This is a genomic window from Deltaproteobacteria bacterium (assembly GCA_040223695.1).
GTDB lineage: Bacteria > Desulfobacterota_D > UBA1144 > Nemesobacterales > UBA2774 > JAVKFU01.
Genome location: JAVKFU010000015.1, coordinates 392738 through 406701, shown reverse-complemented (window position 1 = coordinate 406701; position 13964 = coordinate 392738). Strand labels below are relative to the sequence as shown.

At 50.4% G+C, this 13964-nt stretch carries 13 protein-coding genes; all 13 read left to right on the top strand.

Features of this window, described 5'->3' with window-relative positions; all coding sequences use genetic code 11:
- The first annotated feature begins 1 nt into the window (after nucleotide 1).
- The 13 genes from RIG61_06075 (at nucleotide 2) to sucC (ending at nucleotide 13803) form a co-directional block, all read left to right on the top strand.
- Nucleotides 2-514: a DUF177 domain-containing protein gene (locus tag RIG61_06075; protein ID MEQ9618722.1), complete on the top strand. Its 513-nt coding sequence runs from the start codon at nucleotides 2-4 to the stop codon at nucleotides 512-514.
- Between the two features lie 22 nt (nucleotides 515-536).
- A complete protein-coding gene (rpmF, locus tag RIG61_06070; GenBank protein ID MEQ9618721.1) occupies nucleotides 537-728 on the top strand; it encodes a 50S ribosomal protein L32 in 192 nt (63 codons plus the stop codon).
- A 32-nt stretch (nucleotides 729-760) separates the two neighbouring features.
- Nucleotides 761-1693, top strand: a complete 933-nt coding sequence (gene fabD, locus RIG61_06065) for an ACP S-malonyltransferase (GenBank protein ID MEQ9618720.1) — start codon at nucleotides 761-763, stop codon at nucleotides 1691-1693.
- Nucleotides 1680-2426, top strand: a complete 747-nt coding sequence (gene fabG / locus RIG61_06060) for a 3-oxoacyl-[acyl-carrier-protein] reductase (protein ID MEQ9618719.1) — start codon at nucleotides 1680-1682, stop codon at nucleotides 2424-2426. The genes fabD and fabG overlap by 14 nt, the downstream gene beginning before the upstream one ends.
- A 20-nt stretch (nucleotides 2427-2446) precedes the next feature.
- The gene (gene acpP, locus RIG61_06055) at nucleotides 2447-2692 is read left to right on the top strand and encodes an acyl carrier protein (GenBank protein ID MEQ9618718.1); all 246 of its coding nucleotides are present in this window, start codon (nucleotides 2447-2449) and stop codon (nucleotides 2690-2692) included.
- Nucleotides 2692-3924 carry a beta-ketoacyl-ACP synthase II gene (gene fabF, locus RIG61_06050; protein MEQ9618717.1) on the top strand — a complete coding sequence of 411 codons (1233 nt, stop codon included), beginning with the start codon at nucleotides 2692-2694 and terminating at the stop codon, nucleotides 3922-3924. The genes acpP and fabF overlap by 1 nt, the downstream gene beginning before the upstream one ends.
- A 179-nt stretch (nucleotides 3925-4103) precedes the next feature.
- Entirely contained in the window at nucleotides 4104-6800 is a 2697-nt protein-coding gene (acnA, locus tag RIG61_06045) for an aconitate hydratase AcnA (protein MEQ9618716.1), read from the top strand.
- A gap of 167 nt (nucleotides 6801-6967) precedes the next feature.
- Nucleotides 6968-8236, top strand: coding sequence for an isocitrate dehydrogenase (NADP(+)) (gene icd / locus RIG61_06040; GenBank protein ID MEQ9618715.1), 1269 nt, complete (start codon nucleotides 6968-6970; stop codon nucleotides 8234-8236).
- An 85-nt stretch (nucleotides 8237-8321) separates the two neighbouring features.
- A complete protein-coding gene (gene mdh / locus RIG61_06035) occupies nucleotides 8322-9263 on the top strand; it encodes a malate dehydrogenase (protein ID MEQ9618714.1) in 942 nt (313 codons plus the stop codon).
- Between the two features lie 145 nt (nucleotides 9264-9408).
- Nucleotides 9409-10140, top strand: a complete 732-nt coding sequence (locus RIG61_06030) for a succinate dehydrogenase (GenBank protein ID MEQ9618713.1) — start codon at nucleotides 9409-9411, stop codon at nucleotides 10138-10140.
- Nucleotides 10141-11868: a succinate dehydrogenase flavoprotein subunit gene (locus RIG61_06025; protein MEQ9618712.1), complete on the top strand. Its 1728-nt coding sequence runs from the start codon at nucleotides 10141-10143 to the stop codon at nucleotides 11866-11868.
- The gene (locus tag RIG61_06020; GenBank protein MEQ9618711.1) at nucleotides 11869-12603 is read left to right on the top strand and encodes a succinate dehydrogenase/fumarate reductase iron-sulfur subunit; all 735 of its coding nucleotides are present in this window, start codon (nucleotides 11869-11871) and stop codon (nucleotides 12601-12603) included. It begins immediately after the preceding gene.
- A gap of 36 nt (nucleotides 12604-12639) precedes the next feature.
- Nucleotides 12640-13803: an ADP-forming succinate--CoA ligase subunit beta gene (gene sucC, locus RIG61_06015; protein ID MEQ9618710.1), complete on the top strand. Its 1164-nt coding sequence runs from the start codon at nucleotides 12640-12642 to the stop codon at nucleotides 13801-13803.
- Nucleotides 13804-13964: the final 161 nt, after the last annotated feature.

Below are 13964 nucleotides of genomic sequence, written 5' to 3'. Positions count from 1 at the left end.
GATGAGAATAAGGGTATCGGATATAAAGGACGAGGGATTACGTATCGAAACGCATATGGATCCCCGGTGGCTCGATAATATACCGGAGCTTTGCTCGGGAACGGAAAATACCCGTCTCATATCGGACTTTGACATTGATTTAGAGGTTACGAGAGTCCTCAGGGAAGTTTCGGTGCTCGGGAAGATCAGTTTCTCCATCGAGGCCCCGTGCTCCAGATGCCTTGAAGCGGTCAGGCTGGATTTTATGCCGGAAATAAAGCTTCTCATCTCGCCTTCTGATAAAATTCGCGATGAGGAAGATTTGGATCACGAGACTTACAGCGGCGATGAAGTCGATCTCGGCAATTATTTGAGAGAGCAGATTGCCATTACACTTCCGGTTAAGGTAATATGCAGTGATGATTGCAAGGGGCTATGCACGAATTGCGGAATCAATCTTAACCAAGAACTGTGCGGCTGTGACAAGGAATGGATAGACCCGAGATTCGCAGCGCTTAAGAAATTGAAAATATGAAAAATTAGAGGGAGAATGAAAAATGGCACTTCCAAAAAGAAAACACTCTAAATCCAGATCCAGAAAAAGAAGAACCCACTATAAGATGAGTGCCCCCGGTTTGTCGGTCTGCCAGAATTGCGGAGAGCATAAGCCGCCTCACAGGGCATGCCCGGGCTGCGGGTTTTACAAGGGAAGAACATTCATTAAGGAACAGCAAGAAGAACTTTCATAAGGTATTCTCAAGTTTTCAAGGATTAAAGTTCAATGATTGCATTCGTATTTCCCGGTCAGGGTTCCCAGTATGTGGGAATGGGCAAGGAGCTTTATGATGAGTTCGGTGTCGCAAGAGATACTTTCGACGAGGCGAGCGAGGTTCTCGGAGTCAACATGGCGAAGCTTTGTTTTGAAGGCGGTCCCGGTGAGCTTTCTCTTACGGCAAATGCGCAACCTGCGATACTAACGGTCAGCACAGTTTCTCTCAGGGTGCTAAATTCCCAGTTGGACATAACGCCCGATTTTGTGGCGGGACACAGCCTGGGGGAATATTCCGCCCTTGTCGCGAACGGATCCATGACTTTTAAAGACGCCGTGCATACGGTAAGAAAAAGAGGGGAGTTCATGCAGGAAGCGGTCCCGGTCGGAGCAGGGGCAATGACCGCGGTACTGGGACTGGAAATAGAAATTATAGAGCAAATATGCAGCGATGTATCAAGAAACTCGCTCGTGGCAAGCCCGGCCAATCTTAATGCGCCGGGACAGACCGTTATCTCAGGCAATAAAGAAGCTGTCATTGAGGCGTCGGAAATGGCCAAAACGAGAGGTGCCAAGAGGGTAGTGCCGCTTGACGTGAGTGCGCCCTTTCATTGCGCACTCATGAAACCCGCCGCCGATAAACTGGCCGGTGTTCTGAACGGTGTGGAGTTTAGTGAAATGAGCGTGCCTATAGTAACTAATTGTGACGCGACGATTAACAACGACTCTTCTAGAACGGCGGACCTTCTTATTAAACAGGTAACAAGCCCGGTTAGATGGTACGAGTCGGTAGAGAGCCTCCGAAGGGAAGGGGTAAGCAGGTTTATAGAGATAGGCCCCAGGAATGTCCTTACGGGTTTGATTAGAAGAACGCTATCGGATGTATCAGTCGGCAATTTTGAAAATACGGCACAATTGGAGTCATTGAAAAATGGGAGAAATTGAGCAAAAGGTAGCGCTTATCACGGGGGGTTCGAGAGGAATAGGAAAATCAATCGCGCTCAGGCTTGCCGGAGACGGCGCTTTTGTGGTTATTAATTACCAGAAAAACCAGGATGCGGCAAAAAAAGTGCTGTCGGAGATTGAAAAGGCCGGGGGAAAGGGCAAAATAGCCTGTTTCAGTGTTTCCGACTTTGAGTCGGTACAGGAAGAGGTGGAAAAAATTGTCACTGAGCAGGGTGGACTTCATATACTTGTCAACAATGCGGGCATTACGCAGGACACGCTACTCTTGAGGATGAAATTCGAGGATTGGGAAAATGTAATCACCACCAATCTCAACGGTGTATTTAACTGCACCAAGGCAGTAACTCGCATTATGATCAAACAGAGGTACGGCAGGATTGTCAATATCACCTCGGTAGTGGGAGAGATGGGCAATTCGGGACAGACGAACTATGCGGCCTCGAAGGCGGGTATTATCGGGTTCACCAAGGCAGCCGCGAGGGAAATGGCTCCCAGGTCTATCACGGTAAACGCGGTAAGCCCCGGCTTTATAGAGACTGATATTACGAACAATCTGCCGGAAGAAATAAGAAATCAATATATTGAAAAAATACCGCTGGGCAGGTTCGGTTCACCCGAGGACGTGGCAGGGGTCGTTGCTTTTCTGACCTCCGAGGAAGCATCATATATAACGGGTGAGGTGGTCAGGGTGAACGGCGGAATATATACTTAAACCGTAAGGAGGTAGTAAAAATGGCTCAGGAAAAGGAAATTCTAGGCAAAGTAAAAGATATGGTCGCGAGTCAGTTGGGCAAGTCGGAGGATGAGATTACACCCGAATCTTCTTTTATAGAAGACCTGGGTGCGGATTCACTCGATCTGGTAGAGTTAATTATGTCTATGGAAGACGAGTTCGGACTTGAGATTTCCGATGAAGACGCTGAATCGATCATTACGGTACAGGACGCCGTTAACTTTATCATGGAGCGTAAAAAGTAATGAATAAAAGGGTAGCGGTTACAGGTATAGGTCTTGTAACCCCTCTGGGGATAGGCAATAAAGAGACCTGGGACGCAATATGCGAAGGGCGCGGAGGAGTGCACAGGACAACAAAGTTCGACCCCTCGGAGCACAAGACGCAGTTCGCGGCTGAAATTAACGATTTTAATCCCGAGCTTTTTATGAATCCCAAAGAAGCGAGGAAGACCGACACCTTTATTCAGTACGCCGTAGCTTCCGCAAAGCTCGCCCTTCAAGACGCGGGACTCGAAATTACAGACGAGCTTTCCCCTCTGACCGGCGCTATAGTAGGCTCGGGCATCGGAGGAATGGAAACCTATGTAAATACGGTCCTCACTATGGAGGAAAAGGGACCCGGCCGTCTATCGCCATTTTTCATCACTAATATCATCAATAACATGGCTGCTGGTTATATTTCGATATTCTTCAACGCAAAAGGCCCCAATTGCTGCACCACCACCGCTTGCGCCGCGAGCGCGCACGCCGTAGGTTACGCAGCGCAGGCAATTCAAAAGGGAGACGCGCTTATCATGTTCGCGGGCGGCTCCGAGGCGCCTGTCATACCCCTGACATTCGCGGGATTCAACGCAATGAGGGCGCTGTCTACCAGAAACGACGAACCGGAAAGGGCATCCCGCCCGTTCGACAGGGAAAGGGACGGGTTCATTATCGGAGAAGGCTCCGGTATGCTCATACTCGAGGAGATGGAGTTCGCGAAAAAGCGGGGCGCGAGAATATATGCGGAATTAGCGGGTTACGGGATGAGCGGCGACGCAAGCCACATTACGGCGCCCTCACTTGACGGCCCCGAGAGATGCATGAAGGCCGCGCTCAATGCGGGCGGCATAAATCCCGACGAGATAGATTACATTAACGCTCACGGGACATCGACTCCACTTAACGACGCAAACGAGACTAATGCCATAAAGGAAGTTTTCAAGGACAGGGCTTATAAAATCCCCGTAAGCTCGACAAAATCAATGACGGGACACCTCCTCGGCGCCGCGGGGGGAGTCGAGGCTGCATTCACGGTCAAAGCCCTTGACGAAGGGGTTCTCCCGCCCACGATAAACTATGACAATCCCGATCCCGAATGCGACCTAGACTATGTCCCCAACGAGGCCAGAAAGGAATCGATCAAAACCGCGCTCAGTAACTCTTTCGGCTTCGGCGGGACAAACGCCTCCCTGATATTCAGAAAATTAGATTGATTTGAAAGATAAACTCGCCTGAACAGACCCGAGGGGCCAGAAAATATCGCCATAGCCCGTATTTTCACGATAGAGCCGCGAAGACATAATTAAATCCTTGCCCCGGCTTGATTTGTTATCATAAAATTGTACAATGCTTATGGTAACTTTCCTATTAATTACCAGCTAAGGAGAATACAATGAGTGAACAAAAAAACGGCCTCAATCCCATTTCTACGCTTAAAACAAGCTCGGGTGAAGTGAAATATTATTCGCTCAAGGCCCTAGGGGACACACTCGGAAAGGACATCTCCCGACTCCCCGTATCTATCAGGATCCTTCTGGAAAATGTTATAAGAAACTATGACGGGAGTACGATCAACGATGAGCACGTAAAGGCTCTTGCCGGATGGGATCCGGAAAACAAAGAGGCTAAAGAAATTCCCTATTGCCCGGCCCGCGTAATACTTCAGGATTTCACGGGCGTCCCCTGCGTGGTCGACCTTGCGGCGATGAGGTCGGTTGTAAACCGTCTCGGAGGAGACCCTGAGAAAATAAATCCGATAGTGCCTGTGGATCTTGTTATAGATCACTCCGTCCAGGTCGATTATTTCGCCAATGATAAAGCCTTCCAGTTGAATGTCGAAAGGGAGTACGAGCGTAATGGAGAGAGATACGCATTCTTAAGGTGGGCGCAGAAGGCTTTCGATAATTTCAGAGTAGTCCCGCCGGGAACGGGAATAGTGCATCAGGTTAATCTTGAATGCCTTGCGAGCGTCGTCGCCTCACGCGAGGTGGACGGAGAAACGGTCGCGTACCCGGACACACTGGTAGGAACCGACTCACACACGACAATGATAAACGCCCTGAGCGTGCTTGGATGGGGAGTCGGAGGGATCGAGGCCGAGGCCTGCATGCTGGGACAGCCGCTCTATATGCTGGTCCCGGACGTAATAGGGTTCAAACTGTCCGGCCAGCTTGCCGAAGGGGTAACTGCCACCGATCTTGTGCTCACCGTAACGGAAATGCTGAGGAAAAAGGGAGTGGTGGGCAAGTTCGTAGAATTTTACGGCCCGGGCCTGAGCCAGCTTGCTCTTTCAGATAAGGCAACAATAGCGAATATGTCGCCGGAGTACGGCGCAACCATGGGGTTTTTCCCAGTTGACGAAGAAAACCTGCGCTACCTGAAAATTACAGGAAGGGACCGAAAACTCGTGGAACTCGTCGAAACCTATACGAAGGAGCAGGGGTTGTTCAGAACGGACGAAACCCCGGACCCGGTATATAACGATACTCTGGAGCTCGATATTTCCACCGTTGAGCCCTCCATGGCCGGGCCCAGTCGTCCCCAGGACAGGGTGTCTTTAAAAAACCTGAAGCAGACCTTCGAGAAAGACCTCAAGCATAAAACCGGCGACGAAAGCGAGGAAAATTTAAAGAAAAAAACGGATGTAAAATTCAATGGAGACTCGGAGCAGCTGGGAAACGGCTCGGTTGTGATAGCAGCCATCACGAGCTGCACCAACACTTCAAATCCCTCCGTCATGGTGGGTTCGGGTCTTGTGGCCAAAAAGGCGGTTGAAAAGGGCCTGACCGTAAAGCCCACTGTGAAAACCAGCCTCGCGCCCGGCTCAAAAGTAGTGACCGATTACCTCGACGCCTCGGGGCTCACGACCTACCTGGATAAGCTGGGCTTCGATCTTGTGGGTTACGGCTGCACCACGTGTATAGGCAACAGCGGTCCTCTGCCGGAGCCGGTCGAAAAAGCGATAAGAGAAAACGATCTTACATGCGCGGCAGTATTGAGCGGAAACAGGAATTTCGAGGGGCGCATTCACCCCTATGTTAAATTCTCCTATCTCGCTTCGCCCCCGCTCGTGGTAGCGTTCGCTCTGGCGGGAACAGTGGATATCGATATATACAATGAACCCATAGGCACCGGGTCGGACGGCGAGCAGGTGTATCTCAAAGATATATGGCCCGCCCAGAAGGAAATAACCGATACCGTAAATAACGTTCTGAATCCCGAAATGTTCAGAGCCCAGTACACTCATGTATTCGACGGGGACGAAAGATGGAAAGAGCTCTCAACGCCTGAGGGGAACCTCTATAAATGGGACGAGAACTCGACGTATATTCAAAACCCGACGTTCTTTACGGATTTCTCTCTCGATTTTCCCGAGACATCGGACATCAAAGGCGCGCGCGTCCTTGCCCTTCTCGGCGACTCCATCACTACCGATCACATTTCGCCCGCAGGCTCGATTCCCAAAGACGGCCCCGCGGGCAGGTACCTCATTTCCCGCGGCGTCGCGCAGCGGGACTTTAACAGCTTCGGCTCCCGGAGAGGAAACCACGAGGTTATGATAAGAGGCACTTTCGCGAATATACGTATCAGGAATAAAATGGTGCCCGGAGTCGAGGGCGGGGTAACAAAATACGTTCCTACTGATGAGGAAATGTCGATATTCGACGCATCGATGAAATACCAGTCCGAGGGTACTCCTCTCATCGTCATTGGCGGCAAGGAGTACGGCACAGGAAGCTCCCGTGACTGGGCGGCTAAAGGCACGATACTTCTCGGCGTAAAGGCCGTTATAGCCGAAAGCTACGAGAGGATTCACAGGAGCAACCTTGTAGGTATGGGAGTGCTGCCGCTTCAGTTCAAAGACGGGGAGAGCCAGGAAACATACGGACTCACCGGTTTTGAAAAGTACGATATCGGCGGAATATCCGAAGGGCTCAGGCCCGGAAAGGAAATCCCTGTCACCGTAACGAGAGAAGACGGGGATAATTTTAGTTTTAACGCCGTATGCCGTCTCGACAGTCCTGTAGAAGTCGAATATTATAAAAACAGCGGGATATTGCAAACGGTTTTACGACAAATGATGAAATAAGGACGATATCCCGGGCTTACATCCGATAAAGAATCCGAATTCATCATGACACGGCAAAACGCCGCGTCAGGGCCAAGTCTCACACACTAATTCGATATTCAGGCCTGGAGCCGCGTTTATTTGAATTTTCGGTTTTTATTATTTATATTTCAGTCCAAATTTTTTAAATGGGAGTACAAACAATGTCATCCGCAAAACCCAGTGTGGGTCAGAAAATTGAAATCGATAAAGATAACGACTGTCTGATAGTACCCGACAATCCTATCATTCCATTCATAGAAGGCGACGGTACGGGGCCCGATATATGGCGGGCATCCCAGATTGTATTCGATGCCGCAGTTGAAAAGGCTTACGGCGGCAGGAGGCAAATAATCTGGCGCGAGGTAATGACGGGAGAAAAAGCATTCGAGCTTACCGGAGAATGGCTTCCGGATGAGACGCTGGATGACCTGAAAGAATATATAGTCTCTATTAAAGGCCCTCTTACTACACCTATAGGAGGAGGCATAAGGAGTTTAAACGTCGCTCTCAGGCAGATACTCGATCTCTACGCTTGCGTGCGTCCGGTGAAGTATATAAAGGGCACCCCGTCCCCCATAAAAAGGCCGGAAGATATGGACATGATTATCTTCAGGGAAAATACCGAAGACGTGTATTCCGGAATAGAATGGCAGAGCGGGTCCAAAGAGGCTAAGGAAATCAGAGACTATCTGGTTGAGAAGTACGGCGTGAATATACGCGAAGGCTCCGGAATAGGGATAAAACCTATAAGCCCGTTCGGAACTAAAAGACTGGTCAGAAAAGCTATCAAATACGCTACTGATAAAAAGAGAGACAGCGTTACGTTGGTTCACAAAGGGAACATAATGAAGTTCACCGAGGGCGCTTTCAGGGATTGGGGATATGAGCTTGCCAAGGATGAATTCCCGAACGACTCGATTACCGAAGACGAGCTATGGGATGTTTATAAAGGCAAAAGACCCGACGGGAAGGTTGTAATTAACGACAGGATAGCCGACAACATGCTTCAGCAGATTCTGACGAGGACCAGGGAGTATCAGGTATTAGCGACATCCAACCTCAACGGCGACTATCTGTCGGACGCCTGCGCCGCGCAGGTAGGAGGCCTCGGAATGGCCCCCGGAGGGAATATCGGCGACTATCTGGCTCTATTCGAGGCGACGCACGGAACGGCCCCGAAGTACGCCGGTCAGGACAAGGTGAACCCCAGCTCTGTAATACTCTCAGGGGTGATGATGTTCGAATATCTGGGATGGGACGAAGTTTCCGATCTCATTCTCAAGGCCATGGAAATTACGATTCTGGATAAAACGGTTACTTACGACCTAGAACGCCAGCTGGATAACGCGAAGCTGCTTAAATGTTCCGAATTCGGAGAGGCAATCGCGGCCAATATGGACAGGGTTACGGTTTGAACTCCGTTCATACGACAGATAATAGCCTGAATAAAATATTATTTCCTCAAAATTAAGCTAAAGACATTCATTAAGGAGCAGTCAAATGAGCAGATCAAAAATTTCAGTAATAGGCGCGGGAAACGTAGGCGCGTCAACGGCTTTAATGCTTTCCCAGATGGAACTGGGCGATGTGGTTCTGGTTGACATCGTCGAGGGTATGCCTCAGGGCAAGGCTCTGGACATGATGGAGATGAATCCCGTGTACGGATACGACGTAAACATAACGGGCACAAACAGTTACGAAGAGACGGAAAACTCGGACGTCGTCGTAATTACCTCGGGGCTCCCCAGAAAACCCGGGATGAGCAGGGATGACCTAATAGCCAAGAATACCAGCATTGTTAAGGAAGTTACCGAAAATGTCGCGAAAAAATCGCCTAACGCAATACTGATTCTTGTTACCAACCCTCTGGACGCAATGGTTTATGTTGCGCACAAGATAAGCGGTTTTCCCAGGGAAAGGGTGATGGGCATGGCGGGCGTGCTCGACTCCGCGAGATTCAGAGCATTCATAGGAATGGAGCTCGGGGTCTCGGTTGAGAATATAAACGCCTTCGTACTTGGCGGTCACGGGGATGATATGGTGCCGCTCGGGAGGTTTACGACAGTCGCCGGGGTGCCCGTTACGGAGCTTATTCCCCAGGACAGGCTCGAAGCCATAATCAAGAGGACACGCGGAGGGGGCGGCGAGATAGTGCAGCTCCTCAAAACTGGAAGCGCTTTCTATGCGCCGGCGGTATCGGCAGTCGAAATGGTGGAGGCCATACTCAAGGACAAAAAGAAGATTCTCCCTTGCTGCGTGCTCGCAAAGGGAGAGTACGGCATAGACAACATCTTTGTGGGGCTCCCTGTTAAGCTCGGAAGTAAAGGAGTCGAGGAAATTTTTGAAATCAAGCTTTCCGAGGAGGAAAGGGAAGAGCTTCATGTATCCGCGAGTCATGTTAAGGAGCTCTGCGAGCACATCGAAAAGACAGGTGAAATTTAAGAAATAAATCTATCCCCGGACGGGGTCCCGTTCGGCTTGACTCCCCCGGGGTATTAATATAATATTACAGACCGATTTTCCCGGCAAGCTGAGAAAAAACCCTTGATAATAAATAAAAAACGAGACGAGTTAGGGAGGGACTGAGATGTCAAACGGAAGCGCGCAGGGTGCAATGACTTTGAGGCGGGATACGTGGTGGGTAGCTCCCCTTATTACAGCGGTCGTTCTGGGCGCATTCGGTATTTATTCAACCTGGCGCGCGGTCGCAAATGCCGATTTCCTCGTAGAACCTTATCTTTCTCCTTTTTATTCGCCCTATATACTCGCTTCGTGGTGGCCTTTCTCACCCGCGCTATTGATTCTATGGGCCCCCCTCGGCTTCAGGGCCACCTGCTACTATTACCGCAAAGCATACTACCGGTCGTTTTTCCTTTCACCCCCCGGCTGCGCGGTACGCCCCCTGGCCAAAGAAGGCTCTTACAAGGGGGAAACGAGATTTCCCTTCATACTTCAGAACTTGCACCGTTACTTTTTCTATGCTGCAACTGTAGTTCTCTTTTTTCTCTGGGTGGACGCTTTCAAGGCGTTTAAATTCGAAGACGGCTTCGGGGTGGGGGTAGGCACACTGGTTCTTTTGGCGAACGCCATACTCCTGAGTTTCTATTCAATGGGATGCCATTCCTTCCGCCATCTTATCGGAGGGAATTTAAATGTATTTTCCAAATGCCCCACGCGCTTTAAGCTGTGGGGTAAAGCAAGCGCTTTTAACGAGCACCATATGATGTGGGCATGGATAAGCCTTTTCGGCGTAGCACTCGCCGATCTGTACGTTTTCCTGCTCGCCAGAGGCGTTATAACAGACGTGAGGTTAATATAAATGGAGAAGTATGAGACACATACACATGACGTGATCGTAATCGGCGCGGGAGGGGCCGGGCTCAGGGCCGCAATAGAGGCCTCCGCTCAGGGTGCCTCGGTAGGGCTTGTATGCAAGTCGCTTCTGGGAAAGGCTCATACAGTTATGGCTGAAGGGGGAGTAGCGGCTGCTCTTGCGAATGTAGACGAGAAGGACGACTGGAAAACACACTTCCACGACACCATGCACGGAGGGAAAATGCTTAATAACTGGCGCATGGCTCAGCTCCACGCCCAGGAAGCCCCGGAACGTGTAAAAGAGCTCGAACACTGGGGAGCGCTTTTCGACAGGACAAAAAACGGAAAGATAATGCAGAGGGCCTTCGGAGGGCACACCTGGAAAAGGCTTGCCCACGTCGGAGACAGAACAGGGCTTGAAATGATCCGAACCCTCCAAGACAGGGGAATACACTCCGGAATGGACGTGTATATGGAATGCACAATTACTCATTTGCTTAAAGACGGGGAGAGGATTTCGGGCGCGTTCGGTTACTGGCGCGAGAGCGGAAGATTCATACTTTTCAAGGCTAAAGCCGTCATCCTGGCCACGGGAGGCATAGGAAAGGCATACAAGGTAACCTCGAACTCCTGGGAATATACAGGCGACGGGCATGCGCTCGCGTACGAGGCGGGGGCGGAGCTTATCGATATGGAATTCGTACAGTTCCATCCGACGGGCATGGTCTGGCCGCCGAGCGTAAAGGGGATTCTCGTTACCGAAGCCGTAAGGGGCGAGGGAGGCATACTGCGGAACCGGGAAGGTGAAAGGTTTATGGAAAAATACGACCCCGAGCGGATGGAGCTGTCCACGAGGGACATCGTAGCGAGATCTATCTACACGGAAGTCCAGGAAGGAAGAGGATCACCCCACGGCGGGGCGTTTCTCGACATCTCGCACAGAGGGGGCGAGTACGTCAAAAAGAAACTACCCAGTATGTACCATCAGTTTATGGAATTCGCCGAAATCGACATCACCAAGGAACCGATGGAAGTATTCCCCACGACCCATTACGTGATGGGAGGCGTACGCGTTGATGCGGACACCACGGGAAGCACCGTGCCCGGACTCTTCGCGGCCGGTGAAGTGGCGGGAGGTATGCACGGAGCGAACAGACTCGGCGGCAACTCCCTTTCGGACTTGCTCGTGTTCGGAAGAAGGGCGGGCCTGGGGGCCGCGCAGTACGCTAACGAGATTAGGGACAACACATTAAAAATAGACGACGTGGATCTTGAAAAGGCCACCGAGGAGATGCTGCAGCCCTTTGAAAACGCCGAAGGGGAGAATCCCTATACGGTGCATCAGGAGCTTCAGGAAATTATGGGTTCTTATGTCGGTGTCTTCAGAACCAGGGAAAAAATCAACGAGGGAATCGAGGAGCTCGGAGTCCTTAAGGAGAGGGCTTCACAGCTAAGAATAGAAGGTTCGCGAATGTTCAACCCGGGCTGGCACCTCTGCAAGGATTTACACTCAATGCTTATCGTCTCCGAGGCGCTCGCCAAATGCGCTTACCAGAGAGAAGAGAGCAGGGGCGCTCACAGCAGAGTCGATTTCCCCGACGCCGACAACGAAAAATGGGGAAAGGTAAACTCGGTAATTTCAAAAGACAACGGGGATATGAAAATCGGGACATCTCCGCTTTCTCAAATGCCGGAGGAGCTTAAGAAGATAGTAGACGGAGGTTACAAATAAATGTCAGTTGCCAAAGTGAGAGTGTACCGGGGTGACAAGAACGGCGGAGAGGAAATGGAGTATGAGGTGCCTCTGGAGGAGGGAATGGTGGTTTTGGACGCCATTCATTTCATTCAGGCCAACTACGACGGCGACCTTGCGGTAAGATGGAATTGTAAAGCGGCAAAATGCGGCTCATGCAGCGCCGAAGTGAACGGCATGCCCGCGCTTACGTGCAAGACCCGCATGGACAGCCTGCCGCTCGATAAGCCGGTAACCGTCTATCCGGTAAAAACGTTCCCCATAATCAAGGACCTTGTAACCGACGTTTCCTGGAACTATGAGGTCAGGAAGAAAATACCGCCATTCACGCCCGCAAAAGATACCGAATGGATAATGTATCAGGAGGACGTGGAAAGGAGCCAGGAATTCCGCAAATGCATCGAATGCTTCTTGTGCCAGAACGTGTGCCATATTCTCCGAAATCACGATGAGAAGAATGAATTCTTCGGTCCTCGTATGTTGATAAAAATAGCTGAGCTCGAAATGCATCCGCTTGACACGGAGGACAGAAAAGAATTTCTAAGGGAACAGGCCGGAGTGGGTTACTGCAATATTACCAAATGCTGTACCGAGGTTTGCCCCGAGCATATACATATTACCGATAATGCGATTATTCCGCTTAAGGAAAGGGTGGCGGACACTTATTTCGATCCCCTGCTGTGGATCTTCAGCAAGTTCAAAGCGGCTGACTGACAGCAATTATTCCCGTCTCTTCAAGGAGGATTTACATTGAATATTCATGAGTATCAGGCAAAGGAGCTTCTATCCCAGTACGGAGTACCGGTTCCGCTTGGAAAAGTCGCGTTTCATTCAGAGGAAGCCCATCAGATAGCAAAGGATCTTGGTGTAGAAAGATTTGTCGTAAAGGCACAGATCCATGCCGGAGGAAGAGGAAAGGGGGGCGGTGTGAAGCTTGCGAGCACGCTTGACGAAGTGGTTCAGCTCGCCTCTGAAATATTGGGTATGAATCTGGTAACCCATCAGACGGGCCCCGAGGGGAAGCTGGTAAGAAAGGTAATGGTTGAAGAGGCCTCCGGCATAGAGAAAGAATTCTACCTGGGAATGGTAATTGACAGGGCGCAAGAGGGGATAGTGGTGATGGCCAGTCCCGAGGGCGGGGTGGAAATAGAAAAGGTCGCCGCGGAAAACCCTGAAAAAATAATCAAGGAATACGTGGACCCCGGAGTGGGGCTTCTACCCTTTCAGTGCAGGAAAATAGCTTATTTCCTGGGTCTCGAAGGAAAGGCGGTAAATAAAGCCGTTAAGTTTATAACGGGCCTGTACGAGCTTTTTACGGATAAGGACTGCTCGCTTGCCGAGATAAATCCTCTTATTTTAACGAAATCGGGTGATATAATGGCGCTTGATGCCAAGATGAATTTTGACGACAACGCGATTTTCAGGCATCCCGATATCGAAAAGCTCCACGACCCCGACGAAGAAGACCCGACGGAGCTCGAGGCCAAGGAATGGGGAATAAGCTACGTAAAGCTCGACGGTAATATAGGGTGTCTCGTGAACGGAGCCGGTCTTGCGATGTCCACTATGGATATAATCAAGCACCACGGCGGAGAGCCAGCCAATTTCCTGGATGTAGGGGGCGGAGCAACCACGGAACAGGTCACACAGGCTTTTAAAATGATCCTGAGCGACTCTAATGTGAAAGCCATATTCGTTAATATTTTCGGCGGTATCATGAAGTGCGACACCATCGCCGAAGGTATCATCGCAGCCGCCAAGGAAGTAGGGATTGAAGTCCCGCTTGTGGTAAGACTCGAGGGGACAAATGTCGAGCTCGGCAGAAAAATGCTGTCGGAATCAGGACTTAATATCATTACAGGCGCCGACATGAAAGAGGCTGCCGCAAGGGTAGTCGAAGCTTCTAAAGACTGAAATAGCGCCCGGGTCCTTTTTCCGAATACTTTGAACCGGTAACCCTTTTGAGCAACGGGGTCGCCGAAACTGAACAAAATACATAAATTATTAATATCTAACTACCTGATAATAAACGATTAACCTATTTACGTTTTCAGCTTTTTATCCCCTTGACATTT

Excerpts from the sequence above, each read along its gene's own strand:
- rpmF (MEQ9618721.1), top strand. The coding sequence starts at position 537 with ATGGCACTTCCAAAAAGAAAACACTCTAAATCCAGATCCAGAAAAAGA.
- acnA (MEQ9618716.1), top strand. The coding sequence starts at position 4,104 with ATGAGTGAACAAAAAAACGGCCTCAATCCCATTTCTACGCTTAAAACA.
- mdh (MEQ9618714.1), top strand. The coding sequence starts at position 8,322 with ATGAGCAGATCAAAAATTTCAGTAATAGGCGCGGGAAACGTAGGCGCG.
- fabD (MEQ9618720.1), top strand. The coding sequence starts at position 761 with ATGATTGCATTCGTATTTCCCGGTCAGGGTTCCCAGTATGTGGGAATG.
- acpP (MEQ9618718.1), top strand. The coding sequence starts at position 2,447 with ATGGCTCAGGAAAAGGAAATTCTAGGCAAAGTAAAAGATATGGTCGCG.
- fabG (MEQ9618719.1), top strand. The coding sequence starts at position 1,680 with ATGGGAGAAATTGAGCAAAAGGTAGCGCTTATCACGGGGGGTTCGAGA.
- RIG61_06020 (MEQ9618711.1), top strand. The coding sequence starts at position 11,869 with ATGTCAGTTGCCAAAGTGAGAGTGTACCGGGGTGACAAGAACGGCGGA.
- RIG61_06025 (MEQ9618712.1), top strand. The coding sequence starts at position 10,141 with ATGGAGAAGTATGAGACACATACACATGACGTGATCGTAATCGGCGCG.
- icd (MEQ9618715.1), top strand. The coding sequence starts at position 6,968 with ATGGGAGTACAAACAATGTCATCCGCAAAACCCAGTGTGGGTCAGAAA.
- RIG61_06075 (MEQ9618722.1), top strand. The coding sequence starts at position 2 with ATGAGAATAAGGGTATCGGATATAAAGGACGAGGGATTACGTATCGAA.
- RIG61_06030 (MEQ9618713.1), top strand. The coding sequence starts at position 9,409 with ATGTCAAACGGAAGCGCGCAGGGTGCAATGACTTTGAGGCGGGATACG.
- fabF (MEQ9618717.1), top strand. The coding sequence starts at position 2,692 with ATGAATAAAAGGGTAGCGGTTACAGGTATAGGTCTTGTAACCCCTCTG.